This is a genomic window from Pedobacter sp. BMA (genome assembly GCF_001027745.1).
Classification (GTDB): domain Bacteria; phylum Bacteroidota; class Bacteroidia; order Sphingobacteriales; family Sphingobacteriaceae; genus Pedobacter.
Genome location: NZ_LECU01000005.1, coordinates 256,867 through 283,581 on the forward strand (window position 1 = coordinate 256,867; position 26,715 = coordinate 283,581).

At 40.4% G+C, this 26,715-nt stretch carries 31 protein-coding genes and 1 tRNA gene; 11 read left to right on the top strand and 21 right to left on the bottom strand.

The genetic code is table 11. The annotated features are described in order from the left end of the window. Nucleotides 1–176 precede the first annotated feature (176 nt). The gene (locus tag AB669_RS10565; protein WP_047799274.1) at nt 177–692 is read left to right on the top strand and encodes a cyclophilin-like fold protein; all 516 of its coding nucleotides are present in this window, start codon (nt 177–179) and stop codon (nt 690–692) included. 10 nt (nt 693–702) lie between these two features. Here the strand turns inward: AB669_RS10565 and AB669_RS10570 are convergent, their stop codons facing one another. Further along, nucleotides 703–2,343 (bottom strand): beta-N-acetylhexosaminidase, encoded by a 1,641-nt coding sequence (locus tag AB669_RS10570; RefSeq protein ID WP_047799275.1) that lies wholly within the window; start codon nt 2,341–2,343, stop codon nt 703–705. A 200-nt stretch (nt 2,344–2,543) separates the two neighbouring features. After that, a complete protein-coding gene (locus AB669_RS10575) occupies nt 2,544–2,909 on the bottom strand; it encodes a helix-turn-helix domain-containing protein (RefSeq protein ID WP_047799276.1) in 366 nt (121 codons plus the stop codon). Nucleotides 2,910–3,001: 92 nt separating this feature from the next. On the opposite strand from AB669_RS10575, the gene AB669_RS10580 reads away from it, so the two are divergent. Beyond that, a complete protein-coding gene (locus tag AB669_RS10580) occupies nt 3,002–3,532 on the top strand; it encodes an NAD(P)H-dependent oxidoreductase (RefSeq protein WP_047799277.1) in 531 nt (176 codons plus the stop codon). A 114-nt stretch (nt 3,533–3,646) separates the two neighbouring features. Then, nucleotides 3,647–4,432 carry a hypothetical protein gene (locus tag AB669_RS21540; RefSeq protein WP_053058369.1) on the top strand — a complete coding sequence of 262 codons (786 nt, stop codon included), beginning with the start codon at nt 3,647–3,649 and terminating at the stop codon, nt 4,430–4,432. Nucleotides 4,433–4,650: 218 nt separating this feature from the next. On the opposite strand, the gene AB669_RS10590 is transcribed toward AB669_RS21540, so the two are convergent. The 3 genes from AB669_RS10590 to AB669_RS10600 form a co-directional block, all read right to left on the bottom strand. Continuing rightward, nucleotides 4,651–4,965, bottom strand: a complete 315-nt coding sequence (locus AB669_RS10590; protein ID WP_047799278.1) for a hypothetical protein — start codon at nt 4,963–4,965, stop codon at nt 4,651–4,653. A gap of 131 nt (nt 4,966–5,096) precedes the next feature. Further along, complete coding sequence (locus AB669_RS10595) at nt 5,097–5,390, bottom strand: hypothetical protein (RefSeq protein WP_231582661.1); 294 nt, start codon at nt 5,388–5,390, stop codon at nt 5,097–5,099. A 251-nt stretch (nt 5,391–5,641) separates the two neighbouring features. Further along, the gene (locus AB669_RS10600; RefSeq protein ID WP_047799280.1) at nt 5,642–6,109 is read right to left on the bottom strand and encodes a PA2169 family four-helix-bundle protein; all 468 of its coding nucleotides are present in this window, start codon (nt 6,107–6,109) and stop codon (nt 5,642–5,644) included. Between the two features lie 356 nt (nt 6,110–6,465). Here AB669_RS10600 and AB669_RS10605 point away from each other — a divergent pair, with 356 nt between their 5' ends. After that, on the top strand, nt 6,466–7,173 hold the full coding sequence (locus AB669_RS10605) for a RibD family protein (protein ID WP_047799281.1): 708 nt from the start codon (nt 6,466–6,468) through the stop codon (nt 7,171–7,173). Nucleotides 7,174–7,264: 91 nt separating this feature from the next. Here AB669_RS10605 and AB669_RS10610 read toward each other — a convergent pair whose 3' ends face one another. Beyond that, nucleotides 7,265–8,023 carry an alpha/beta fold hydrolase gene (locus AB669_RS10610; protein ID WP_231582662.1) on the bottom strand — a complete coding sequence of 253 codons (759 nt, stop codon included), beginning with the start codon at nt 8,021–8,023 and terminating at the stop codon, nt 7,265–7,267. Between the two features lie 314 nt (nt 8,024–8,337). Then, nucleotides 8,338–8,571 carry a hypothetical protein gene (locus tag AB669_RS10615; protein WP_047799283.1) on the bottom strand — a complete coding sequence of 78 codons (234 nt, stop codon included), beginning with the start codon at nt 8,569–8,571 and terminating at the stop codon, nt 8,338–8,340. A gap of 114 nt (nt 8,572–8,685) precedes the next feature. Here AB669_RS10615 and AB669_RS10620 point away from each other — a divergent pair, with 114 nt between their 5' ends. Next, a complete protein-coding gene (locus tag AB669_RS10620) occupies nt 8,686–8,898 on the top strand; it encodes a hypothetical protein (RefSeq protein ID WP_047799284.1) in 213 nt (70 codons plus the stop codon). A gap of 77 nt (nt 8,899–8,975) precedes the next feature. On the opposite strand, the gene AB669_RS10625 is transcribed toward AB669_RS10620, so the two are convergent. The 4 genes from AB669_RS10625 to AB669_RS10640 are packed head-to-tail and all read right to left on the bottom strand — an operon-like array spanning nt 8,976 to nt 12,615. Next, nucleotides 8,976–9,977 carry an NADP-dependent oxidoreductase gene (locus AB669_RS10625; protein ID WP_047799285.1) on the bottom strand — a complete coding sequence of 334 codons (1,002 nt, stop codon included), beginning with the start codon at nt 9,975–9,977 and terminating at the stop codon, nt 8,976–8,978. Between the two features lie 8 nt (nt 9,978–9,985). After that, the gene (locus tag AB669_RS10630; protein ID WP_047799286.1) at nt 9,986–10,753 is read right to left on the bottom strand and encodes an SDR family oxidoreductase; all 768 of its coding nucleotides are present in this window, start codon (nt 10,751–10,753) and stop codon (nt 9,986–9,988) included. Between the two features lie 12 nt (nt 10,754–10,765). After that, a complete protein-coding gene (locus AB669_RS10635; protein ID WP_047799287.1) occupies nt 10,766–11,494 on the bottom strand; it encodes an SDR family oxidoreductase in 729 nt (242 codons plus the stop codon). Between the two features lie 26 nt (nt 11,495–11,520). Then, nucleotides 11,521–12,615, bottom strand: a complete 1,095-nt coding sequence (locus AB669_RS10640; protein ID WP_047799288.1) for an alkene reductase — start codon at nt 12,613–12,615, stop codon at nt 11,521–11,523. Between the two features lie 95 nt (nt 12,616–12,710). Between AB669_RS10640 and AB669_RS10645 the strand changes: the two genes are divergently transcribed. Genes AB669_RS10645 through AB669_RS10650 form a run of 3 tightly spaced genes read left to right on the top strand, consistent with a single transcriptional unit; the run spans nt 12,711 to nt 14,015 of the window. Then, complete coding sequence (locus tag AB669_RS10645) at nt 12,711–13,124, top strand: helix-turn-helix domain-containing protein (RefSeq protein WP_047799289.1); 414 nt, start codon at nt 12,711–12,713, stop codon at nt 13,122–13,124. A gap of 41 nt (nt 13,125–13,165) precedes the next feature. Then, nucleotides 13,166–13,333 carry a DUF1905 domain-containing protein gene (locus AB669_RS22160; protein ID WP_156166728.1) on the top strand — a complete coding sequence of 56 codons (168 nt, stop codon included), beginning with the start codon at nt 13,166–13,168 and terminating at the stop codon, nt 13,331–13,333. Between the two features lie 7 nt (nt 13,334–13,340). Continuing rightward, complete coding sequence (locus tag AB669_RS10650) at nt 13,341–14,015, top strand: DUF429 domain-containing protein (RefSeq protein WP_053058370.1); 675 nt, start codon at nt 13,341–13,343, stop codon at nt 14,013–14,015. A gap of 293 nt (nt 14,016–14,308) precedes the next feature. Here AB669_RS10650 and AB669_RS10655 read toward each other — a convergent pair. From AB669_RS10655 to AB669_RS10675, 5 genes are all read right to left on the bottom strand, one after another. After that, a tRNA-Leu gene (locus tag AB669_RS10655) sits at nt 14,309–14,392 on the bottom strand. Between the two features lie 45 nt (nt 14,393–14,437). Next, nucleotides 14,438–15,202 (bottom strand): MBL fold metallo-hydrolase, encoded by a 765-nt coding sequence (locus AB669_RS10660; RefSeq protein ID WP_047799290.1) that lies wholly within the window; start codon nt 15,200–15,202, stop codon nt 14,438–14,440. Between the two features lie 48 nt (nt 15,203–15,250). Further along, a complete protein-coding gene (locus AB669_RS10665) occupies nt 15,251–15,523 on the bottom strand; it encodes a hypothetical protein (protein ID WP_047799291.1) in 273 nt (90 codons plus the stop codon). A gap of 120 nt (nt 15,524–15,643) precedes the next feature. Further along, a complete protein-coding gene (locus tag AB669_RS10670; RefSeq protein ID WP_047799292.1) occupies nt 15,644–16,294 on the bottom strand; it encodes an outer membrane lipoprotein carrier protein LolA in 651 nt (216 codons plus the stop codon). Nucleotides 16,295–16,352: 58 nt separating this feature from the next. Then, a complete protein-coding gene (locus tag AB669_RS10675) occupies nt 16,353–18,980 on the bottom strand; it encodes a DNA translocase FtsK (protein WP_047799293.1) in 2,628 nt (875 codons plus the stop codon). 401 nt (nt 18,981–19,381) lie between these two features. Here AB669_RS10675 and AB669_RS10680 point away from each other — a divergent pair, with 401 nt between their 5' ends. Further along, nucleotides 19,382–20,035: an ankyrin repeat domain-containing protein gene (locus tag AB669_RS10680; RefSeq protein ID WP_047799294.1), complete on the top strand. Its 654-nt coding sequence runs from the start codon at nt 19,382–19,384 to the stop codon at nt 20,033–20,035. 3 nt (nt 20,036–20,038) lie between these two features. On the opposite strand, the gene AB669_RS10685 is transcribed toward AB669_RS10680, so the two are convergent. From AB669_RS10685 to pyrF, 5 genes are all read right to left on the bottom strand, one after another. Continuing rightward, nucleotides 20,039–20,257 carry a PspC family transcriptional regulator gene (locus tag AB669_RS10685; protein WP_047799560.1) on the bottom strand — a complete coding sequence of 73 codons (219 nt, stop codon included), beginning with the start codon at nt 20,255–20,257 and terminating at the stop codon, nt 20,039–20,041. 115 nt (nt 20,258–20,372) lie between these two features. Beyond that, a complete protein-coding gene (locus tag AB669_RS10690) occupies nt 20,373–20,594 on the bottom strand; it encodes a hypothetical protein (protein ID WP_156166729.1) in 222 nt (73 codons plus the stop codon). 25 nt (nt 20,595–20,619) lie between these two features. Beyond that, nucleotides 20,620–21,903, bottom strand: coding sequence for a DUF2851 family protein (locus tag AB669_RS10695; protein ID WP_047799296.1), 1,284 nt, complete (start codon nt 21,901–21,903; stop codon nt 20,620–20,622). Between the two features lie 96 nt (nt 21,904–21,999). Next, nucleotides 22,000–22,902, bottom strand: coding sequence for a DMT family transporter (locus AB669_RS10700; protein ID WP_047799297.1), 903 nt, complete (start codon nt 22,900–22,902; stop codon nt 22,000–22,002). An 83-nt stretch (nt 22,903–22,985) separates the two neighbouring features. Then, nucleotides 22,986–23,816, bottom strand: a complete 831-nt coding sequence (gene pyrF, locus AB669_RS10705) for an orotidine-5'-phosphate decarboxylase (protein WP_047799298.1) — start codon at nt 23,814–23,816, stop codon at nt 22,986–22,988. A 422-nt stretch (nt 23,817–24,238) separates the two neighbouring features. On the opposite strand from pyrF, the gene rho reads away from it, so the two are divergent. Further along, complete coding sequence (gene rho / locus AB669_RS10715; RefSeq protein WP_047799300.1) at nt 24,239–25,942, top strand: transcription termination factor Rho; 1,704 nt, start codon at nt 24,239–24,241, stop codon at nt 25,940–25,942. 77 nt (nt 25,943–26,019) lie between these two features. Then, nucleotides 26,020–26,709 carry a CDP-diacylglycerol--serine O-phosphatidyltransferase gene (gene pssA / locus AB669_RS10720; RefSeq protein ID WP_047799301.1) on the top strand — a complete coding sequence of 230 codons (690 nt, stop codon included), beginning with the start codon at nt 26,020–26,022 and terminating at the stop codon, nt 26,707–26,709. Nucleotides 26,710–26,715 lie beyond the last annotated feature (6 nt).

The window sequence follows — 26,715 nt, forward strand, 5'->3', positions numbered from 1 at the left end:
TGGTTTCAATAATAAGGATATATTGCAAGGCTCCTGCTAACCATATTCCTGATCGGCAACATTACAACAATAAGTTTTGAATTCGAGCCAAATCTCAGTTAAATAATCCCGACATTTGGAAAACGAGCCCTTTCCTAACCAGGAGGATAAAAACCATTTCAATTTCCTGTATAAATATGAAAGCAATAAGAACCGTACGGTATTTTATGATGAAGAGGCTCAATTTAATTGCTATTCTAATTCTTGTTTTATTGATTGGTATTCCTGCAATATTGATCCAGGGCGAAAACGATGAGGGACCTATCGCCAGCCGCCAGCAGAATATAAGTGGTAAAAAACTAAAAATCAGCAGCGGAGGCCGTAGCGTAGAGGCTGTACTGACTGAAAATGCTACCACCAGAGCATTTATCACCAGATTGCCTATGACGCTTAAAATGAAGGACATCGACCACCGTGAAAAGTATGCCCTGCTAAGCATCAAACTTCCTGTTAAGAGTCCGGTTGAAAAGCAGCATGTTATTGGCGATGTCTCCTATCTGCCTGATGGCCGGATCTCGATCATTTACCATCAGGACAACAAACCGACTAACCTGAAATTCATAAAACTTGCCAGTATCGGCGCCACTGTTAATGCGTTAAGTCTGGAAAGCCTCTCCGAAATCAGCTTTGAACTCATTAAAAACCACGATTAACCGCGCTTTATTAACCTCCTTTTTCTTGCTTTGTTTGAGCTTCATTATTTGGAACAAGCCCTTTTCGCTGTAGGGGAGTAAGCCATTCGGGTGAAGTTTTAGGTCTAAAGGGATTAAAAAAGTAAAGTCCGTCTAGACTGTATAACCTGAAGTGTTTTTTTAATCGATCGCTGAATCCTTCGTAGTTTTTGCCAGCTTGATTTGTCCACGCTGCTTCGGCGAGTGCCGCCATACGTGGAAAAAGCATATAATCCAGTTGTTGGTTTTCTACAAAAGCTTCTGTCCATAAATTGGCTTGCATTCCCCGTATTAAATTACCGGCATTTGGCAAATCTGTTACGGCCGCTCCCGGAAAATTATAAACATTTTGTACCGGAACAAAACTGCCCGACCATTTACGGCCCAGCACTTGAGATGAATCCTGAACAAAATCGAAGTATAGTGGCAAACGTGGGCAAAGTACAACCTTAAACCCTTTTTGCAGTGCCTGTTTTAAAACCTCCGGTTTGTCATGCCTCCACCAGAAAACAGTGGTTTTATCAGTACTTAACTTTCCACTAACAATCTCATCCCATGCCAATACTTCATTGTTCATATTTTTGATACTATCTGCCATTCTTTTCACAAAATAAGCTTCAACCTCTGGCAGGTCTTTAAAATTCTGCTTTTTTATCAGTTGCTGCACAGCCTCATCCTTATTCCAGTGTGCATTACCAAAATGAACTTCATCCGCACCTATATGAATCATCTGTGATGGGAAAAGCACATCGACTTCCTGCAGAATACTTGACAGGTACGCATATGTTTCCTCTTTACCCGGATTAAAAGTGAACTCCGGATATTTGGGTGAGCCACCGCCACTGAATGCCGGATAAGCCCTGTTGGCAGCTGTGGCATGACCAGGCATATCAATTTCCGGGATTACGTCAATATACCGTTCAGCAGCATACCTGACTATTTCTTTTATTTCTTCCTGTGTGTAGTACTGAGCCTTGGCCAAAGAGTCTGTGTGATTGCCAATTCCACCCACCAGGGTTAACTTCGGATAAGCTTTAATTTCAATCCGCCAGCCTGGTTGATCAGTCAAATGCCAGTGAAACTTGTTAAGCTTATAAAAAGCCATCCAGTCTAATAGCTGCTTTACTTTTTCCTTACCGAAAAAATGACGGGATTCATCCAGCATGATTCCACGCCAGGCGTAACGGGGATGATCTTTTATTTGCCAGCCTGAAAGGCTGATGCGACCTTTAACGACATTTTGTTGGCGGATGAGTTGGAGCAGGGAAGAAACACCTGCAAACAAACCCTGAGGGTATGATGCCTTAATTTCGATCTTATTTTCCAAAACCGAAAGCTGATAAGCCTCAGCGGGTTGTTTCACTTTGGGCGTAAGCTTCAAATGAATATAATTTGCGCTACCCTGATTACCTGTACGCAAACTTACGGCACTATATTTCAATATCTCTGCTTGAAGATAGTGGGCTATAGCAGCCGTATTTTCATCGCCGAAAATCTGCGTGTGCTGATCAAGAATAAATGTTGAACCCAGCTGAACGGCTTCAACCGGTTTTGGGATTAGCGGTATTTGAACCTGGGCCTTTGTAAACTGGCTTGCTGTAAGCAGCGCAAAGAATAAAAATAAGTGTTTCATTTAATATGGTATCAATTAATGGTCCTCACTACTAATATCCCTTAGCATTAAACAATGTACTATAGGCCAAAGGAAAATTTTTCCTCCCGTCCCAAGTACCAACATGCCTGCCTGTTTTCCACAAGTCACTGCTTCAGCAATCAAGCTTGCGATTGCTTACCTTTCGTTTCAGAAAAATTTAACTTTAAGGCTACTTGTATCTAAGCCTCCTCCATCGTGGCCTTATGCCGGCTTCCCCAATCCTCCAGCGCTTTAATGATAGGCTTTAATTCATATCCGATCGTCGTCAGTTCATATTCTACTCTTGGGGGTACTTCCGGATAGACTGTCCGGCTGATCATTTTGTTATCTTCCAGCTTGCGTAGTTGCAAACTTAACATTCGTTCAGTGATATTGGGCAAACGCTTTTTCAATTCACTAAATCTCAGTTTTCCTTCCAATAGCCACGAACATATCACCAACGTCCACTGTCCACCTAGTATATTCGAAGCGTAAGCTTCCGGACATTCCTCTGCAAGCGCCTGTTTATTAGCAAAATTGGTCGATGCTGTTTTAATATCTGTCATTACTTACATTTTATATAGTACATTACAACGGGCTGTTAATATACAAAAGCTGGTTAACGGACAGTACTTTTGTATAAAATAATTTTGAAAAAATGCAAACACTAGTCATTGTTACCCATCCAGATATCGAAAATTCACTGGTTAATAAAAGGTGGATTCAGGAGCTCAATAAATTTCCTGATCGATACGCTGTTCACCAGCTTCACGAGGCTTATCCGAATGGAAAGATAGATGTTGTGGCTGAACAAAAGCTCATTGAGCAATATGATAAAATCGTTTTTCAGTTTCCCTATTATTGGTTTAACAGTCCGTGGTTCCTGAAGAAATGGCTTGATGAGGTATTAACCCATGGATGGGCATATGGAAGTAAGAGTGGCTACCCAATATCAGGAAAGAAGGTTACGCTTGCTATATCATTAGGGGTTGATGAAGAGGAGTTGAGCAACACAGGAAAATATAGATACCCTTTAAAAGAACTTACGCGACCATTTGAACTTAGTTTCGAATATGTCAGGGCAGACTATCGCCCGATATTTGCTTACTATGGAATTGAATATAATTCATCGAAAGAAAGCATAGAAAAAAGTGTAAAACTATATATAGAATTCTTAAATGCGCTGTAGATAAGTACTGGCAAACTTTACGATATTTACGGCGGAGCCATTATTTATGTTCACAAGTGGTAACTCAAACTGAAAAGTATGTCCAAGAAATTCACGATCATAATCCTATTTTCAATGCTATTTTCCTTTGCAGGTGCACAGCCTGTTGTACTCCGGTCTACCGGGATCCATAAAGCTTTTCAGCTCTCTATTTACCCCGGCGCCGATGGTAAAGGGGCTTTTGTGCAATATCTTGGCCAACATGGTTTTATACCTTTGAAGTTAAAAAGCAGAGTGGCAAAAGGTGGCGTATCAAAAGTAGTTTACGTTTGGGACGAGGTAATTGATGGGAAGGCGACCGGCAGCTATGGATTGAGTATGGAAGCTGGAAGTTCATCAACAGCATGGTATAAGCGTAATAAGGATAACAAAATTTTTAAGCTTGAGACAGCTACAAATAGGAATATTACTACCACACTGGATAAATACCTGCTTCATGGCACATTGATCTCATTCAGTCATAGCACAAATAAGCCGTTGCTTTTTAGCTATCCAGATGGCAGTTCAAAACTTAAGCAGCTGCCCGACTTTGATCAACCAGATCCGCTTCGCATGGGTACTATAGCCGATTATAATTTTGATGGCTATGATGATGTGGCATTTTCCATTCCCGATGCCGGAATGGGTGTGTACAGAATATTCAGTATTTATCTGTACCATCCTTCGTCGAAAAGGTTTGAGGCCCTGAATGATCCTGATCATCCTAAAGCCAGTTGCGCTGGTCTGTGTGACGTAACCTTAAATCAAAAAAACAAATTATTGTATACCTCCTGCCGCGGCGGTGCAAACTGGTGGAAAGATGTTTACCGGTATTCAGATCATAATACCTTGATATGGTTAAAGTCAGAAAAGTTAAATTAAAAACTTTTAAAATCTGGAACGATTAGGTATAGCGGGTTAAAGTATAGAATTAAACAAAAAAATGACTACAGCTATTTTATTTTTCAGAGTTTAAGTTATACCTTTGATACCGCAAGGGGTGAGAGCCTTGCATCAATCATAAGATTGAGAGCGTTAATTTAGATTAGAGACCGTATCCGGAGGGTACGGTCTTTATTTTTTAATTAACTTTTGCTTATCTATCCCTTTTCCTGACTTACCCCTATTGCATTTGCTTTCCAAAGTATATATCCAAGGCGGCCGCATAGTTCAGCCACATGGTATTCTATATCAGCTGGAACATCATTTACAATGCGGAAGCGAATTTTGAACTTAGGATTATAACTCAGGTAGATTACCAGATCATCAGAAGAAAATCCTCTGCCCGACAATGTCTTTAAATGTACATCCTGTAATTCAGTTGCTGCACGCTTCAAACGGTCGTTCATCACTTTGGCAAGGGCTTTTTCAGGCTTAAAATCAGTTTCGAAGATGGGAAGAACTGTTACTGTCATGCAGCAAAAATATCAGGATATCGGACACTAACAAGTGAATTTCCTTAAGCGATTGGAAATGAGCGAAAATAATTTCAGCAATATAACACCTCCAATCTAAAACTGCGCCCAAATACGCTAATTGAGATTCTCTAGTAATGGGCAGGAACCATCGACTTCCATAAAATATAACCTAGTCTGCCACATCGTTCTGCAACAAAACCTTCAATATTGGCTGGCACGGCCGTTAAAATATGATAGCGGATTTTATATTTTGAATTATAACTGATGTGGATGAGCAGTTCGTCAATGGCAAACCTTTTTTGAGAGAGAAGGACCAGATGAAAATCCTGAAGTTCGGTTGCAGCACGCTTCAGCCGGCTGTTCATGATCTTTGCGAGTGCCTGATCCTGCAAGAAATCTGTCTCTTCTATAGCTTTTACCATAACCTTCATGTAACAAAATTACCATCTTTAATTCCATCTGCAAGCTACTTTTTTTAAGTGGCTGCTAAAGAGAATCAATAGTTTTGCACACCGGTCAAAACATGCAAAATAGACCATTCTCTACCGCTTTTTTTGATTGGTAAAGTGTTCCCCGATTTCCCGGGGATCAGGAATTTTTTCCTGATCCGGTTTATCCCAGTTGGCTATCATGTCTTTACTGTCATAGCTGATGGAGTATGGACGACAGGTTTTTACAAATTGTTAAGGCCTTCGAGGCGCCCGCGGTAGGTTTCAATTTCATTTAACGCTTCGCGGATGGCGGTTCTTTGTTTTTGTAGCAGTTCTATGTGATCGGCATGAATAGCCTGGTCATCGAGTGCGGCGTCGAATTTTTCAATTGCTGCTTTTTCTCCGGTTTCTATGGCGCTTAAAATAGCGATGTCATCCTTGCTGCTTAATGCCTGCTTGATGTCTATCCAGGTGCGGTGTAGTGCGCCCAGTATGCCACCACTCTCATTTTCTGAATGTCCGCCATGCTGGGTAATGTGAGCCGTTAATTCGTTTGCATAGGCCTCGCGCTGTGTGGCAAAACCGGTAAACAGGCTTTTTAGTTCTGGGCTATCTGTGGTTTCAGCGGCAGAATAGTAGCCTTCTTTACCGTCATTTAAAATATTGATTAATCCTTTCAGGTCACTGATGATTTCATTATTATTTTCCATGGTATATCATAAATTTATTTCTTTACTAACCAGGCAAACAGGTAAAAGGTTTGGGAGTTGAGCTTTGAAGTGACGGTTTCGTAGGTCAGCTTTAGTCGCAGGTGCAAATTTCCAGATGAGATATCAGTCTTGTGCCTAAATTAACATCTATTGAACCATTGGCCTTTTAGGTTGTTTTCCAGGGATAAAAGCGATATGATGAGCGATGCAAAAGATAAACAGCCGCAGGAGTGGGAAGAAAACGACGAAAACAAGCCAACTGGGAATTGCAATAAGCAACTTACAGGCCTAAGGTGTGACTTGAGCACCTGTTGAAATATGTAACAGATAAATGATAAAAATAAGATTTAAAAAAGATGAAAAATAAAACACCAAAAGTAATCTGCCTGATGATGACTTCTTTGGATGGAAAGATACTGGGAGAGAAATGGGGCAAAAGCAAACCCGTGGAACTGCTCAAAGAAAGTTTTGAAAAGGTACATGAGCGCATCGGTATCGGCGCATGGATTGTGGGGCGCAAAACCATGGAAAAGGATTTTACAAATTACGCCAGACCGGTGATCCGCAAAACCAAGGAAAGTATCCCCAGGACCGATTTTGTGGCCCGCAAAAACGCTAACACCTTTGCCATTGCCCTGGACGGAAAGGGGAAGCTAGGGTGGATAAAACCGGACATGCAGGGCGATCATGTCATTACGATCCTGACCGAACAGGTCAAAGATGGCTATCTTGCACAGCTACAGAAAATCGGCGTATCTTATATTTTTGCCGGGAAGAAGCAGGTTAACCTGGAGACTGCTCTGGAGAAACTGCGCAGCCTGTTCGACATCAAAAAGCTTATGCTGGAAGGTGGCGGCCACCTCAACGGCAGCTTTTTAAATGAAGGGCTGATCGATGAATTCCATCAGTTGCTCCTGCCCCTTGCCGACGGTAGCACCGAAAATTCTTCGGTATTTGAGATAGACGAAAAAGTAAAGAAAGCCAAATCCACTTTGTTAAAGCTCACTCAGGTCAAAAAGATTGAACATGATGTGCTCTGGATAAAGTATATGAGAAAGAAGTAAAAACCTTTTTGCGCGTTATCAATAACAGGTTGCTTTTAACTTAATAGCAGCGCCGATTGGCGCTGCTATTTAATTTTTAGCATGCGATGTTTTAGCTCCGGGAAATAAAATCTATCAGATCAGCATTTAAACGGTCTTTTGCAGTAATGAAAAGTCCATGCGGTTCCCCTTCATAAACGATATACTCTGCTTCAGGGAGTAACTGGGCCGCTTGTTCACCGGTCGCTTTGATCGGCACGGTCTGGTCTTCATCGCCGTGAATGATGAGGGTTGGTACATTGATCGTTTTCATTTCCCCCCGTAAATCCGTCGAAGAAAAAGCTGCCGCGCAGCCAAGAGTCGATTTCAGCGTTGCCTGCATGGCAATATTCAGATCGGTAGCCAGTCTTTCACTGCTTACCGGTTTATTAAGCAGTCCCTGTCCATAAAACTGTTTGGTAAACGTGCCCAGAAATCCCGGACGATCTGCTATGAGGCCAGCGGCGATCTCATCAATCTTTTCCTGGGGCACTCCGTCCGGATTGTCTGCGGTCTGTAGCATGTATGGCGCAATGGAGCTGATCAGGATGGCTTTGGCAATACCCTTTCCGCCATGACGGCTAAAGTAACGCACCACTTCCCCTCCGCCCATCGAAAATCCGGCCAATACCGCATCTTCCAGCTTTAACTCTTCAATTACCGCTTTGAGATCATCGGCGAGGGTATCATAATCGTAACCATCCAGGGGTTTATCGGATTTACCGAATCCTCTGCGGTCGTAACTGATTACGCGAAAGCCCGCATCAGTCAAGGCAGCAGACTGGTAGTCCCACATCTGGTGATCCAAGGGCCAGCCATGGACGAGAATCACTGGACGGCCTTTTCCAAGGTCCTGGTAATGGATACTGACTTCTTCTCCGCTAGCGGATGCGGTTTTGATAAATTTCATAGGTTTTTATTTTGATGTTAATGTTTCCTTAAAACAAGCGTACTGAGGGAGATGTTCTCTGAAAAAACACTTCTGTTGGTTTTAAGGGACCGCTAAACCAAAAAAGACCTCGCTACTTCGAGGCCTTCCGTGAAATTAATTAATAAAGTAGTTCGATGCAGTTAGATAGACATGTCGCTAAAACTAAAAAGGAAGCACTTTGCAGTGCTTCCCATCCTATCATGACCCGTTATGGATTATGATTTAAGGCTATCAAAGATACCAGCTAAGCTGCCACCAATGTTATTACCTAATGAGAACGAGGTACTGCTGGACTCATCTCCATCCTGTGTAGAATTAGAAAATGATAACAGATTGCCGATATTCAGCGCACCGCCCAAACCACCAGAACTTGCGGAGTCATTGTTACCAAAAATTCCACCACCGTTAATTTCTTTCATTTCGTTTAAATTCAATTCTTGCATTTTCATAATTTCAAGTTTTAAATGTTGCCTACTCTGTTATAGATTTTCAGCTGATTCTGTTTCCGGTTTTTAACCGTCGTTTGATATTATACCAATACTGACTTTTTCAATAAAGCGGATATGCTGGATTCTAAAATTGTTCACGAGGGTGAACTTTCTGATCCGGCCATTGTCGCCAAAGACGGTTATGATGCTTTATTAGCGGGAAAAGACATGGTGGTATCAGGCTTTAAAAATAAGGTTCAAGTAGCTATGGGTAATATTACTCCAGATAGTATCCAGGCGGCGCAAATGGAAAAAGTGCAGGAGCCAGTACAGGAAAAAGAGAAATAGGCTACAGCTAAAATTTATTCCTTTCGTAGAAATACTGGGAAATCTGAGCTGAGCATTTCAGGATAGAAGCTATGGCCTTACTTCACTTTCACTACAACTTTCCCTTTGGCACGTCCACTTTCAACATAGGTTAAAGCTTCGTTGGTTTGCTCAAATGAAAATACCTTGTCTATAATCGGTTGTATGGCACCTGCCTCTATAAGCTCAGTGATTTTATTTAACTGCTCGCCCTCTGCCCTCATAAATAAGAAAGTATAGTTGACATTTTGTTTTTTTGCTTTCCTGCGGATTCTGCTGCTAATAAGTCTAAGAATGATTTTTACAAACCACGGTACTTCTGCTTCTTCTGCAAATTCTGGTGTTGGCGGACCAGAAATGGAAACTGCCTTTCCTTCAGGTTTTAGGATGCGGATTGATTTTTCAAGGGTTTTCGTATCCTGACTGTTCAGTACGGCATCATAGTCTTTTAGTATATCTTCGAAGTCCTGTGTTTTATAATCAATCAACACATCTGCACCAAGTTCCTTAAGCAGGGCAAAACTTTTTTCGCTGGCCGTTGTGGCAACCGTTGCACCCAAGTGTTTTGCCAATTGAATGGCAATGGTACCTACACCACCGGAACCTGCCTGGATGAAAACTTTTTGCCCTTTTCTAAGATTTGCTTTTTCTACCAGCGCCTGCCATGCGGTCAGCCCTACCAATGGAATTGATGCGGCTTCCTCCATCGTCAGGTTTTTGGGTTTAAACGCAACGTCCTTTTCGTCTATGGCAATAAATTCTGCAAATGTACCAATCTGAAAATCGGCAGGTCGTGAATAAACTTCATCGCCGACCTTGAATTTTTTCACATTTTTCCCCACCTTGGTTACCACACCTGCAACATCATGTCCCAACACTAGCGGAAGCCTATAAGGTAAAATCAGTTTAAACTCTCCCGATTTTATCTTAGTGTCCAATAGGTTTAAGCCTGCTGCATGAATCTCTATCAACACATCGTTGTCTTTTACCTGCGGAACTGGCACATCGTTAAGATGTAACGTTTCCTTTTTTCCGTATTTATTAATGGTATATGCTTTCATTCTGATGGTTATGATTTTAATATTGCTTCCGATTTCTTTGGATTGATCAATCCAAAGGTCAATTTCGGGAAAAGTCGGTTCAATGCATAGATCAACTTCGCATCGCCAACACGAATGGTAAATTGGTCTTTTTCCAATCCTCCTATCAGTTCTTTCACCAACGTTTCGGGACTTATTTTTTTATCATCGCGGGTTGCAACCATTTCCGTATCTACCAGTGGCGGCAGCAGTTCGAAAACTTTTAAATTGCTGTTCAAAATTTGTAGATGCCCCCTTAAAGACTTAGTATAGAAGGCCAGTGCAGATTTTGATGCCGAGTAGGTAGCTTCTATCATTGATGGCACAATACTTAAGATGGAAGTGGTATTAATGATGGCCGCTTCCTTTCTTGATTTGAGCATTTCCATAAAAAGATTGTTCAGGCGGATAACACCAAAATAATTGACCTCCATTTCGTAAATAGCACCTTTGAGATGCTTGTCGTTTGCTATACCCAAATTGGTAGGCGGAACACCAACACCGGCATTGTTGTACAGTATATCAATCCCGCCAAGTTCTTTAACTTTGTCAAAAAGGAATTGGGCATCTGCTTCATTACCTGCATCACTTTGTATAGCAATTAAACTGGGATACAGTTTCTTTGCGGCATTTAATTTGTCCTGATTTCTGCCCGTAATGATTACCCTTGCCCCAATTTCCAAAAATTGCTTTGCCGCTTCCAATCCTATACCCGAACCACCACCAGTGATAAGTATTGTTTTTCCTATTAAATCCATTACCTGTTGAAATTAGTGAGGAACATTTTCTGTAACTGGAACAACCAATTCGTGGATTTTCTTTGTGTCGCCAACCGGAATCTCAAATTGATCTTTTTCCAATGCGATGAACAGTTCATCTGCCACTTCCGACGCCGGAATTCCATTCGCTCCACCAATTTCTGCAGAAAACCCGGTATTTACCAAAGGCGGATAAAGCTCATAAATATTTAAATTTTCGTTATCTGAAAATGTATCTCTCAATCCCTGCGTGTAGCTGTGCAGTGCCGCTTTACTTGCCGAGTAGGTTGGCAGATATTTATTTGACCTGAATACAGCGATGGAGGAAACATTTACAATTGCTGCCTCTTCGTGTTTTAAAAGTAAGGGCAAAGTTAAGGCAGTGAAATCAATTACACTGATGTAATTGGTATTCATTTCGTGGTATGCTTTTTCAGCAGCATCATTGTTGGTATCGCTTAAATCATTCATAAAAGCAGCACCAGCATTATTAATGACGATGTTAACCTCTGGATGGTTGGTTCTCAGATCTTCTGCGATCCGAACTCTATCTGCTTTTATAGATAAATCGCCCTGAATTGCTACTGCACTATTTAATTCTTTTAAGGCGTGCTGAAGACGCGCTTCATCACGTCCATTGATGATTATATGATTACCTGCCCCACTTAATTTTTTAGCAATCGCCAAACCAATACCAGCACTTCCGCCGCTGATGAATATTGTATTTCCTGTTGTTTTCATGATTGTTGAGTTTAAGAACTTATATGTTATTTATCCAACGTTGGATAATCGGTGTACCCTTTTTCGCCTGGTGTATAAAAAGTATTCTGGTCAGGTATGTTAAGGGCAGCATTTGTCCTAAATCGGTCTACCAAATCCGGGTTTGCTAAAAATGGCACGCCAAAGGACACCAGGTCCGCATAGCCATTAGCTAATACTTTGGTTGCTGTTTCCTTGTTAAAACCACGGTTGATGATGATGGTGCCCTTGTAAATCTGACGGAAATGTCTGGCTACTTCCTGTACCGCATATGGAATTGCAGATACATCGGTAAAAGGCTCTATCAGGTGCAGGTAGGCCAGTCCGTAGTCATTTAATCTGTTTACGATATAATCATAAAGAGCTATGGTTTCATGATCTACTAAAATGCCCATAATGCCATTTAGCGAAGGATTTAAACGAACACCAACTTTTGTAATGTCAACCGATCGTTTCAGTTCATCCAAAATATCAAACAGGATTCTTGCCCGGTTTTCTACCGAACCACCATATTCATCTGTACGCACGTTAGTGTTTTTGCTGAAAAATTGTTGTAACAGATAACCATTGGCGCCATGCAATTCTACACCATCAAAACCTGCTTCAAAAGCATTAAGAGCAGCTTGCTTAAATGCGTTAATTGTTCTTTTGATATCCTCGATCGTCATGGGCTGGGGTGTTTCTGATACTTTAAAACCTTCAGCAGTAAATACCTGTTGTTCCGGGTTTACGTGGGATGGTGCTAAGGGTTTTTTACCATTGTGGAGGTCTGGATGCGAATAAGCACCAGTGTGCCATAATTGTGCGAATATTCTTCCGCCTTTTTGGTGTACGGCCTCTGTGGTTAGTTTCCAGCCCTTTACCTGTTCATCTGTATAAATTCCGGGTACATTTACCACACCTATAGCCTCTTCATTAACGAAAGTTCCTTCCGTAATGATAAGTCCTGCCGTGGCTCGTTGGGCATAATACTCTGCTATTAATTCTGTAGCTACATTACCTTCGTTATTGGCACGGGAACGTGTCATTGGTGCCATAACCAGACGGTTGCTCAGCATTAGGCCACTTAGGGTATAAGGTTCAAAAATTATTGCTTTTTCCATTGCATCTATAGTTTAATTAAGTAATTTTGCTTGCGTTTTGCAAGTGCAAATATATAAACAACTTTTAATTTGCAAGTGATTTTATAATTTATTTTATGAAGGATATAAAAAAACGGTCTGACTGCCCTATTAGCAGCTCATTGGATATTTGGGGAGACAAATGGTCTTTGCTGATCGTTAGGGACCTGATGTTTGCCAAAGAATGCACGTATGGCGACTTCTTGAAGTCGGATGAAAAAATAGCGACCAATATTTTGGCTTCCAGATTGCTGACCCTCGAAACAAATGGAATAATCACGAAGCATGGCCACCCGGAAAGCAAAGCGAAAGTTTTATACAAGCTAACCCCAAAAGGCGTTGACCTACTTCCCTTGATGATGGAAATCAACTTATGGGCTGATAAATATTTTGCACTTCCAAAAGAAAGAAAAGCAATGCTCGAAGAAGTAAAAAAAGACAAGGAAGGTTTTATCAGAGAAAAAACAATTGCGCTGTTAAATAATAGTTAGAAGATTACTTAAACTCATTGGTTTTTTGAATATAAAAGGGTATGAAAGAACTATTAAAAAACAAAGAACTGACATTAAATTATATCCCAAATCATGGTGCATGGACCTATAACATTGTCATCCCCGATTCGAAGGACATTAAAGGTAAATGGGGAGATATCAAAGTTTCTGGCACAATAGATGGTTACGTATTTAAGAACATGAATTAGGAGCCTTATGATAGATATTGACCGCAATAAAAAATTGCCATTCAGTTTTTCTGATTTTACATCTGGAACATTCCTTAATTCGGTGGGCATTGACCTTACCGGTAGTGAGAAAAAAGCTTCGGGCTGGTGCGCATTACGTGGCGATTTGGCAAGCACCTCAAGATTGTATACCAATGAGGATCTTATCAATCAAACAGTCTCGGCAAATCCGGCCGTTGTTTCAATTGATTCTCCCCTTTCGCTCCCATTTGGTCGATTGTCGGTGTTTGACGACGACCCAGGCAGGGCAGCCTTTGGAATAACCAGAACTTGCGAACGAATGATGTCCAAAAGAGGGATCAGATCTTATCCTCCATTGATCAGGAGTATGCAGCAGCTGACCTTGAGGGGGATTAAGCTGGCCCACATTTTTCGATCCTTGGGCTACACGGTGATAGAAAGCTTTCCTGGTGCTGCACAAGATATTCTGGGCATACCAAGAAAACAGAAAGACTTACCTCAACTAATTAACGGTTTACAGCAATTTGGTTTAAAGGGCAATTTTAGCTCTGAACTGACCAGCCATGATGAGATTGATGCGATAACCGCCGCACTGGTAGGCCATTTCTTCACCGACAATAAGTATGAGGCCATCGGAACCCTGGAGGAAGGTTACCTGATCCTTCCCAAATGTATGTATTGACCTAAATATGTATTTATGGTGTGCAAACGCAAAACTACATCGTAGTTTTATTTCAGGGACGAGGATGCTATTTTATGGCGAAAATATCGGGCATCAGTGATTAACAGGGTGCTTTACAAATTGGTAAAAAGGCTGACTTTATTGTACTGGAAGCCAACCCACTGGGCATATCACGAACATGCGATCTATTGAGTATTTGTGGAAAGAGAAAAGACATTGCTCCTATCTAACATGGCAAAAAACGCCGATTTAACATAAAAAAACCGGACTTTGAAATGTTCAAAGTCCGGTTGTACCCAGAAGCAGATTCGAACTGCCACGCCGTTGCCAGCGCCACCCCCTCAAGATGGTGCGTCTACCAATTTCGCCACCTGGGTTTGTGCTGCAAATATAAATTAATTTTAGATTTTCGGAACAGCGAATTACAATTCTATTTTTAAACCGTCATAAGCCAGTCTGATATTCGCAGGCAACTCCTGCTCTACTTGTTCATGTAGTCCTAAATTATGGCTGATATGCGTAAGGTAAGTTATTTCAGCACCAATCATTTGTGCAAAATTAATAGCTTCACTCAGGGTGAAGTGCGAAATATGGGCTTCCTTCTGCAATGCGTTAATTACAAGGACTTTTGTTCCACGGATTGTTTCCACACTTTCTGGTGTTATGGTTTTTGCATCAGTGATGTATGTAAAATCGCCAATACGATAACCAGTGATTGGCAACAAATGATGCATCACTTCAATAGGTTTTATGGTGTTTTTGCCAATCTTGAATTCCTCACCATTAACCACAGTATGCAGATTAATCTGTGGCAATCCATGGTATTTAGTATCCGCAAATATGTAATAAAATTCCCTTTTTAAAGCATTTTGAACGCGCTCTGTAGCATACACATCAATAACCTTGTGCAAAAGGTAATTAAAGGGACGGATATCATCCAAGCCCGCGATATGATCCTTATGTTCATGAGTGAATAATACAGCATCTAAATCCTTTATCCCTTCACGCAAGAGCTGGTAACGAAAATCAGGGCCGCTATCTACCACTATGGTTTTATCGTCTGTTTCAACTAGAACTGATGTCCGTAACCGGTTATTTTTTTTATCTGTAGAAGTACACACAGCACAATTACATGCAATTACTGGAACTCCCTGCGAGGTACCGGTGCCTAAAAAAGTAATCTTCATCCTAAAAAACGCTCCTCTCTACGCATAAAATTGTTTGTTCTGTGTGCATTAAAATAATTCCGTTTGCTGTAGTGAATGGTAAAACTGACGTTGCTTTTCATCCAAAAGATTTTCGTCAGCGTTGGTTTGTTTAACCAGTGTAACCAGCGCAGCTATTTTGCCTTCAAGGTTAGAAAATTTGTTAACCACAATAACTTTGTTATGCTCCAGCAGGCAAGATCCTGTTTTAAAATTCCCTTTCTCATAACGTACCTTATAACCCATCGCAAAAAGCAACAGTTCGAGTTTTTCTAAAGTATGGTTTGTTAGTGGCAATGACATTGGAACAAACTTAGAGAAATATGAGCAGCATTCATAAAGACAGCGACGAAAAGATATAAAAAAAGGTTCAGGTAACGATACCTGAACCTTTTAATCTCATTCCGAAAAAAGAAAAGAATATTATCTTAAATCGACAACCTCAACACCAGGATATTTTTTGGCATCAAAAGCAAAAGTAGTTTCCGGAACGTTCACGTTAGATGAAAAGGTTTTCACATTATAAGTGTATTTATTTCCGTTTTTATCAAACAAAACTACGTTTGCAATTTGCTTGGCTGTTTTGTCGATACTTAATCTCACTTTAAAGATCGATTTTTTTGCATCTACGGGCGTAAGATCGATCATTTGATATGTTTTGCCACCCACTTTCTCGTCACCAGTGTAGATGTATTTAAAGCCTTTTTCATAAACAGTAAAGATTTTGGCCGGATTAATTGCATCACTATTAGGGTCGATGCTGCTCACCTGAACTTCTTTATCTTTTTTTAGGTAGGTCCACTGGCTTTTACCATCACTAAATAACTCCTGGTTAGTCATTGCAACTTTATATTTGTTGGAATTTGCCTTCACATACAGTGTACCCTGCTGAGTCTCTTTCACTTTGGCTTTCGGATTATCTAAAGTAAAGGTAAAATCAGTCTTTACGATATTGTAGGATTTGTATTTTTTACTTACCTCTGCCAAAATAGCTTTAGCCTTCGCATCGGTTTGAGCATAAGTTGAGGTAGCAAAGGCAACCACAACCATTAATGCCGAAATTAGTTTTTTCATCTTGTGTATTTAATTTTTTGTTGAAATGTTAGAGCAGATTAATTAGTATTAGTTTAATCTAATCTTTGTCATCCATACCGTTCAAGAATTGTTCCAAAGAATATTCATCGGGATATAAAACTTCTCTGGCCTTACTTCCTTCAAAAGGGCCTACAATGCCCGCAGCCTCCAGCTGATCAATAATACGCCCGGCACGGTTATAACCAAGTTTCAGCTTACGTTGTATAAGTGAAGTAGAACCTTGCTGGTGCATTACGATGAGGCGTGCAGCATCTTCAAAAAACTTATCGCGTTCATTAGGATCAAAATCAGCTTTGCTTCCCTCTCCTGCTTCATCGATATATTCTGGAAGCTGATAAGCATCCGCATAACCGCGCTGATTACCGATAAATTCGGAAATCCTGTCTACCTCTGGTGTATCGACAAACGCACACTGTAGCCTGATTAAGTCGCTTCCCGTAGACAAAAGCATATCTCCCCGTCCAATCAGCTGATCCGCACCACCACTATCAAGAATGGTCCGTGAATCAATTTTAGAGAGTACCCTGAAGGCTAACCTTGCAGGGAAGTTGGCTTTGATTGTTCCTGTAATAATATTCACCGAAGGACGCTGGGTAGCCAGAACCAAATGGATACCAATAGCACGTGCCAGCTGTGCCAATCGGGCAATTGGCGCCTCCACCTCTTTGCCGGCAGTCATCATCAGATCCGCAAACTCATCTACCACCAGTACAATAAAAGGTAAAAACCTGTGACCGTTGTTCGGATTAAGTTTACGCTTGATGAATTTATCATTGTACTCCTTTAAATTCCTTACCTGAGCATCTTTTAATAAATCATACCGTTGATCCATTTCAATACACAAAGAGTTCAAAGTATTGACAACTTTTTTGGTATCGGTAATAATTGCATCAGCTTCTCCTGGTAGTTTAGCCAGAAAATGGCGCTCTATTCTGTTGAACAGGGTTAACTCCACTTTTTTCGGATCTACCAGTACAAACTTTAACTGGGCGGGGTGCTTTTTAAACAGTAACGATACCAGAATAGAGTTGATACCAACCGATTTACCCTGGCCTGTAGCACCTGCTACCAGTAAGTGGGGCATTTTGGCCAAATCGGCAATGAAAACCTCATTGCTGATAGTTTTACCCAAGGCAATCGGTAAATCCATCGTATTGCTGGTCCATTTTTCTGTATTTAAAATACTGCGCATTGGCACCATTTCCGGATGCTGATTAGGCACCTCAATACCTATAGTACCTTTTCCTGGCATTGGCGCAATAATACGAATCCCCAAAGCCGCCAGAGAAAGCGCAATATCGTCTTCCAGGTTTTTGATTTTCGAAATCCTTACCCCCGGAGCAGGAATGATTTCGTATAGTGTAACCGTAGGACCAATGGTTGCTTTAATCTTATCGATTTCGATATTGTAGTGATTAAGCGTTTCTACAATTTTATTCTTATTGGCCTCCAGTTCCTCTGCATTTACAGAAATTTTATTGGTACCGTAATTTTCAAGTAAATCAATTGTAGGATATTTATAACCGGATAAATCCAGTTTTTCATCGTAATTACCAAACTGTTCAACCAGATCATCAGATTTTTTCTCTTCTTCGGTTTTCTCGATCGTAAAATCAGGTTCCCGCTCTTCTTCTATTGCAGGCTCAACAGTCAGTGGCATCGAAGCCGCTGCGGCAGCTGCAACTGGTATGGATGCCGGAGGAGTGGGTAAAGGTAAATTAGTAGCCAACGGAGATAGAACCACAGGAGCAATGACGTCATCCTCAGGTTCTTCTCGATCTTCGAATCTGCCAGGCTTGAGCACCACGTTTTGTTGTTTACGATCGTTATTTAAATTGGGCTTATCCCTAACCGGAAATTCTATAGATTCGGAAGGTTCTTCCACTTCCTTATTACGCGCAAATTTCTCCCTCACTTCATTTACGTAATCCGGCGTATCATTATCAAGATAAACTTCTTTTTCCTTACGCTCTGGTAGCTTGAAGTCGATATTATAGGCAATGATAAGGATGGTTAAACCTGCAAACGCGATTAAGCCAGCAACGCCTGCAGCACCTACCTGTGCAGCTAATAATCTATTGCTCCAAAAGCCAAACTCTCCTTCAACATAATGCGGCGATTCTGACCAGAAGCTATGGGCAAATCCTAATGTTAATGAAATAAATAATAAAAAGAAAAAGCTATATCCTAGTGTTTTTGATATGGAAAGAATTTTAACTTTAAAAAGAAGGCGGTAGCCAATAATAAAAAATGCCAGCACAAATAAGAAAGAGGCAATTCCAAACCACTCGTAAATAAACTGGTGAGACAACAGCGCTCCAAATTTCCCTAACCAGTTTTGAACAACAGGAATAATTACCCCAGAATTTTTTAATTCTTCCGCGGTTTTGAAAAGATTACCCCAGCCCCCGTTGGCATCAATAACATAACTTTGATCATCCTGCCACGTGAACAAATAAGAGGTAAAGGCAATTAAAAAATAAAGAGAAAGGATAACAAAAAATAAACCCACTATTTTTACTGCACGCCCATCCTGCAAGTCAAAATTTGGCAGGAATTCCCTTTTCTCTTTAGGCTGGCGACTAGAAGACGACCTCCCGGATGCATTTTCGGCACCTTTTTCTTTGAACGTATTGGTTTTAAACTGGTTTCCCCTTATCGCCATTTTCTGTACTGAAATTAATATTTAACAAATATAAAAGATATAGTTTTATTAGTACCATAAATAATATATTCCACGGATATTAAACCTTAATGAAGAAAATCAGTCTATTTAGGTACAACACACAAGTTGTACGTTTTGTCAAATGAAACGGATTTTGTTTTAGGTTTATCCCGTTTTATCCTGCGAGAGGATAAAACGGGATTCTTGTTTAAACAGGGTCACTGATTCATTGATGATGATTACTTGCCAATTATTAATCCATCCGAAAATGGCATTTATACCAAACACCTCAAATCCTACGTTTAATTTTTCACCCCGAACATCTCAATTATTTACGTTTTTCTTCGCTTTGTTAATTTTTTATTAATTTAAATCTTTCATTTGAAGAAAAAACTTGATATATGAGTATAACCCAACTCGAAGAGTACATTGAAACAGGTAATTTACAAGCAGTAAAAGCAATCTTGGTTCAAAACCCGCGGTTAGCCAATACAAATACATCACACAACATATCACCGTTGCTTTTAGCGTGTTATTATAAGAAACAGGCTATTGCTGACGTGATTGCCGAATTTACTGATGATTTAACATTATTTGAAGCTTGTGCAGTTGGCAAATTTGATGCTGCTACCCTGCTCATATTTCAGAAACCAGATAGCCTGAATGAATTTTCGGAAGATGGTTTTACTCCTCTTGGGTTGGCTTGTTACTTTGGTCACGAAGACCTTGCGAGGTTTCTGGTACTAAAGGGCGCCGACGTAAACCTGGCCTCAAAAAATGGCTTTAATGTGTTCCCTATTCACTCAGCTGTAGCAGCAAACAACATCAATATTACTAAGATGTTATTAGATGCGGGCGCCTACCCTAATGTTTGCCAGAAGGCGGGCCTTGCTCCGCTACACAGCGCCGCGCAACTCGGAAATATCGAGCTGATTATACTACTGCTCGAGCATGGTGCAGAAGTTGGCCTGCGCATGGAAGGTGGAAAATTACCTGCAGATCTGGCAGCAGAAAAAGGCTATAATGAAATCGCAGAAATTTTGCGGGAAGATTAAATGTTACTCCCAGATCCTCGACCTCATCCGCTTCATATAAGTCCTGATATCCAGCACAACTGCGGCGAGAAAATAAAATAATATAGGAAAACCTACTGCCAAAAATGACGAATAGATAAAAAAGAGGCGAACTTTTGCGGTACTCATATTTAACTTATTAGCCAAATACGTAGATACGCCAAAGCTCTGTTGCTCAAAATAAGTTATAATTCTCTGAAACATTTTAAGCTTATTAAATTTCACTAAAAAACAAAACTATCGGAAGCAAAATAACTGGTTATTTATAATAACTAATTTAGCAATATTATTTGAGTAAAACGTGCAAAGAGATAAGAAATTATTCTAAAATCAATTTTTCAAAATCTTGCCTGTCCTCATGTTTAATGAACAAAATCTGTTGCTCTTCTAAACCTGTGTATTTCCTCTTCAGTTCATTTTTGAACTTCTCAATGTCTACACCTGCGTTCAGAATTACAGTCAATGCATCTGCATTTCCTCGTACTTCGATAATTTTATCAGGGTAATGTTCTTTAAGTTCGTGTGGGAATTCCATATTCATCAAACCGATTAGAGGTTAGAAAGTTTTACGCTTGCTTCAATATTTTAATACCAATCCCGCAAGACATGCATTTCTTGTTGTCGCAAAAGTATTTTTTAAGCTGCAAAATTCCCTGAGAAGCAAATGCGTGTTCAATTTTAACACCTGCTTCTGCAAATTTATCGGTAATTGCATTGTGTTCGGCCGGGAGACTTTCCAGGAGTATTATTGCCCTGGCAACATAGCGATCCGTTCCGGTGTGCTTACCATAAGCGAATAAAAACAACGCAACTGTATTCAACAACAGATTGTCGACTGAGGCTTTACCAATCTGTATCCCTACCCGTGCTGTTTCTTTCCTGAAATGATAGTGCGTAAGCCAATATTCATTTACAGGCAACAACTCAAATAAGGCACGAAGTTCAGTCACGTCCTCCATCTCCATCACTTTCGAAAAAAGATGGTTTGCTTTAATAATCAGTGCTGCGAACTGAGCGAGGCGAAGGGAGGGAAAATTTTGCGGACGCATCCTTAAAAATTTCCACATGGAAACTTCAATAGGCTTTATACCGTATTTGTTTTGCAAAAAACGAAATTCACATTTCAAACGCTTAGGATATTCGTCCTCATAATCATTCTCCAAAAATCCAGATGTACCAAAAACCAGTGCCTCAATCTGCATTGGGCTATTTTTATGTTTACCTAAAATTTGTTGCGGCAGTGCTTTTGCAAAAAGCTCGAAAGGAACTGCGTTTACTTTGAAGCCAAAATTACGGGCTAAAAACCTGTAAAATGTTTCATCCCAGTTTCCGTTCAATGCCGCCACAGTTTCCATTACAGCGGCTGTTTTGTTCTCAAAGCGCTCGATTAAGGTACGCGACAAAAACGAATTGATCACCAGTTGATCTACATTTTTGATCTGTGCAATGCAAGGAAAATCAGTAAGGTTTAGAAAAAGACTTTCATATCTTGAAATAAGCGAAGCATCGATCAGGTGTTTTAATTCCAGAACAGGCAAAACTGTACCGTCCATCCGTTTGATCACAACGTCATTCTCGTACACCACATGAAGAATGACATTCTCATAGGCAAAATCGCTTTGATGGTTGTGCTTTAGCCAATCTGACGATTTGATATGAATTTCAACATTCCCGGCCCAAAGCGTATTGCCAATCTGAACCTTAGCATGGCCAAAATCAGGACCTGCATTTCGGTTCAACAAACCCTGGTAAATGATGTTCAGCGACTCTCCGGCACATGTTTGTAAATCCCGGTTGTTGAACGACCTGAACTGCCATACATAATGAAGAAAGTCTTCCGTAAAATCCATTACTGAAGATAAAAATTATTCCCATTAGTTTTAAAAAAAATCTACTACCAGCTTGGAATAGTGGTTGAAGAAAGGGCAATCAACGATATATCTGATTTATGCGATTTGAGGTTTCTTTTTATAATTGGTGATAAAAACACCTGCAATAATCAAAACCGTTGCTACAATTAAATCCATATCAACGTGTTCATCGAGGATGAGCCAACCCAAAAATATAGCAATAACCGTATTGAAGTAAGTCAGAATTGACACTTCTGATGCCGATACCTTTTTCAATGCATAATGATAACAGAAATAGCCCAGAACTGAACCAAAAATGGCGAGGTAAACTGCAGCAAAAATGCTTGATGTTTTCCAGGATGACACATCGGCATTTCCGGAAAAGATTAACGCAAGTCCAAACTGCACAATTGCAGAAAATACAAACTGATAGAACAGATTTAAAAATATGTATTGAGGCTTTCCGCTGTGTTTTTTTGAATAAATGGTACCAATGGTCCACCCTGAAACTGCCACAACCAAAGATAAAATACCATTGCGGTAATTAGGCTCTAACAGATCGTTGATACCGTCCCTGAATATAAAAACTATCCCAAGAAAGCCAATGAATACGCCGATAAACCCTTTCAAACTTGATTTTTGAATTCCAAGGAATACACACCCTAAAAATACCATCAAGGGTGAGGTGGCATTGATTAGCGATGTTAAACCGCTTGGAATGGTTTTCTCTGCTACCGTGGTCATGCCGTTGGCAACAACAACCATTAGCAGCGACAGTAAAACCTGTCTTTTAAAGGCCGGCCACCCGATCCATTTTAATTCTTTTTGCTTAATCAAAATAATCAGAATGATTATTGAAGCAATGGTTTGGCGTATGGCGGTAACATACCATGCTGGAATGCTTTCAACGGCCACCCGAATGCCCAGGTAAGTTGTTCCCCAAATCAGCGCAACGCCGGTTAAGGCAAGTATAAGTTTTAGGTCTATTTTGGGTTTCATATTCGGGAGGATTAAAACCAGCTTAGCTGACAAGGTATCACATCCTAAAGAGCCCGCCCTTTAAGATAAGATTTGCATAAAATTTATAAAAGTCCTGCCGCTGACAATATCGTTTCCATTTCTTTCTGCAGCTTCAATGCCTCTTCTCTTGCCTTTTCTGCAAAGTCTTCACCTTTACCCGCATAAATAATGCCTCTGGAGGAATTGATCAATAATCCGCATTGGGCATTAAGTCCGTATTTACAAACCTCCTGCAAGTCGCCCCCCTGTGCACCTACGCCAGGTACAAGCAAAAAATGATCAGGGGCAAGTTTACGCACATCAGCGAAAGCCGCCCCGCGGGTGGCGCCTACCACGTACATCATTTGCTCATTGGTAGCCCACTGTTGTGATGTTTTTAACACCTTTTCAAAAAGTTTGTCACCTTCTATTTCCTGTAACTGGAAGTCAGCGTGGCCTGTGTTGGAAGTAAGCGCTAAAAGAATTACCCATTTATCATTAAAAGTTAAAAATGGAGTGACCGAATCGCTGCCCATGTACGGCGCAACGGTTACTGAATCGAAGCTCATTTCAGATGATTTTTCGTTGAAAAAAGTTTCAGCATACATGGCCGAAGTGTTTCCAATATCTCCACGCTTGGCATCGGCAATAGAAAAGGTATCTTGTGGAATATATTTCCAGGTTTCAATCAATGTTTCCCAACCCTTTTTCCCGTAACACTCATAAAATGCAGTGTTTGGTTTATACGCCACACACAAATCTTTTGTTGCATCAATAATTTGTTTATTGAATTCCAAAATCGGATTTTCGTACTTCAACAGGTGCTGAGGGATTTTATCAAGCGATGAATCTAGTCCAACACATAAAAAAGAACGTTTTTTTTGAATCTGCTCGAAAAGTTGTTGTTTGGTCATATAACGGCTTATTTGCTGCAAATATGAGGTTTTTAAAGTTTTTTGAACGAGTAAATTATCCTCACTTGAATTATTTTTATAAACAATTTAAACTTTTTCTTGCGGATTACGTTTCAAATACATACAATTGCAACATAATTTCTCAACCGTTTATCTGAATATCCCAGAAAAATTTTATCAAGACTTGTTTTTTGTTACCATTTTTTAAAACGATTTTATCGTTTTCATTCAGCATGTAAACAATTATGAAACCATTTTGAGTATACGAATTAACAAACTCAGCTCGTTTTATAATCCTAAAGATTTTATAGACAACGAAACCGCAGAGCCTACGCCAACACAAATATTTTAGGTCTATGCATTTATGGCAGGAAATATCCGCCATAGCAAATGAAAAATTTCTTGAAACATATATATTTAGAATGTTTAGCAAAACAGAATTAAATGATAAGCTTACTCCAGAGTTACGCGAGCTAGCAAAAAACTATGGCATCGAGGGTGCCGACTCCCTAAGAAAAATAGACCTTGTTGAAGTACTTTTGCACCAGCAGGAAATTATAAGTGCTGCCAGTGCCGGAGCAGGTGCCGATCCCTATTCGGATGCTACGCCAACTGAAACGGAAGCAGCACCAATAGCAAAAACAAAATCTGTTAAAGCCGACAAAACCCAGAAAGTTGCCGCCGCTGCTACAGACGAAAAGCCTGTAAAAAAACGAGCCAGACTTACTAAAAGCGATTCGCCTGCCCCAGTGGAAAGAAAAAGCGACTCGATTACATTGTTCGACGAGCCACACCGCCAGCCGGAACGGGTTGTTGAACAGGAAGAAGTAAGCAGCAAACCAATTTCAGCACTGATCGAGGAATCGGCAGAAGTTTTGCCTCCCGCTCCGAAACAAAAACCTGAGCAAAAAGAAAAACAGGAAAAAGCGCCCCGTGAGGATAACCGCCAGCAAAAACAACCCGGAGGTGGCAATCATCATAAAACTGAAAACAGCTACTCTAACCTTGATTTTGACAATGTAATCACCAACGAAGGTGTTTTAGAAATCATGCCCGATGGATATGGTTTCCTTCGCTCGGCAGATTATAACTACCTGACCTCCCCGGATGATATTTACGTATCTCAATCTCAGATTAAACTTTTTGGTTTAAAAACAGGTGATACTGTAAAAGGAAGTATCCGTCCTCCGAAAGAAGGTGAAAAATATTTCCCACTGGTTCGTGTTGAAACAATCAATGGCAGAATCCCTGCAGAAGTTCGCGACCGTGTTCCTTTTGATTACCTGACACCACTTTTCCCAACTGAAAAATTAAACCTGTTTACGGATAACAGTAACTACTCAACCCGTATCATGGATTTGTTTACACCAATTGGTAAAGGACAACGTGGTCTGATTGTAGCACAACCTAAAACGGGTAAAACCAACCTGCTTAAAGAAGTTGCCAATGCAATCGCTAAAAACCATCCTGAGGTTTATTTGATTATTCTGTTAATTGATGAGCGTCCGGAAGAGGTTACTGATATGGCCCGTAGTGTAAGAGCAGAGGTAATTGCCTCTACTTTCGATGAGCCGGCAGAACGTCACGTTAAAATTGCCAACATTGTGCTGGAGAAATCTAAGCGTTTAGTGGAAAGCGGACATGATGTGGTTATCCTGCTGGATTCAATTACCCGTTTAGCAAGGGCTTACAATACTACTGCTCCTGCATCAGGTAAGATATTATCTGGTGGTGTGGATGCGAATGCATTACATAAACCGAAACGCTTCTTCGGAGCGGCACGTAACATTGAAAATGGTGGCTCGTTAACCATATTGGCAACAGCATTAACCGACACCGGTTCTAAAATGGATGAGGTAATTTTCGAAGAATTTAAAGGTACAGGTAACATGGAGTTACAATTAGACCGTAAATTATCGAACAAACGTATCTTCCCTGCTATTGACATTACTGCTTCGAGCACACGCCGTGACGACTTATTATTGGATAGAGATATTTTACAACGTGTTTGGATCTTACGCAATCACCTTGCGGATATGAACAGTCAGGAAGCCATGGAATTCGTACAAGCTCAAATAAAAGGTACAAAGAGCAACGAAGAATTCTTAATTTCGATGAACAGTTAATATTATGTAGAATGGAAGATGGGGAATAGAAAGTTTTTCTTCCTGTCCCCATCTTCCATATTCGATCTTCCGTTTTTATGAAAAAGCATCTTCCTAACGCAATTACCTGTGCAAACCTGTTTTCTGGTTGCATCGGAATCGTTCTTGCATTTAAAGGTGAACTACAAGCCGCAGCCTATTTTGTAATCCTTTCGGGGATTTTTGATTTTTTCGACGGAATGGTAGCCCGCCTGCTGAACGTAAAATCGGCAATAGGAAAAGATCTCGACTCCCTTGCCGATATGGTAAGTTTCGGTTTTTTGCCAGGGGTACTGATGTTCCAGCTACTGAAGGCAAGTGATTATTCATCCCCATATCTACCCTACCTCGGATTTGTGATAACCGTTTTTTCAGCTTTAAGATTAGCCAAGTTTAATAACGATACCAGGCAATTGGAAGACTTCATCGGTTTGAATACGCCTATGAATACTTTATTTATCAGCTCATTGTCGTTCATTGCAGATGATTATCCACAGATTGTCAGTTCTTCGTTATTACTCCTCGCCATCACGGCCATAACAAGCTTTTTGCTGATCAGTGAGATCAGGATTTTCTCCTTAAAATTTTCAAACCTGAGCTGGGAGAAAAATAAAATTAAATTTATCTTTTTAATCCTATCGGCCATTTTAATTGCTGTGCTAAAATTTGTGGCTGTGCCTTTTATTCTGGTAATCTACATTTGCTTTTCATTTTTACATTTCAGAGGAAGCAAAATACCTGCTGAATAGTAAAGG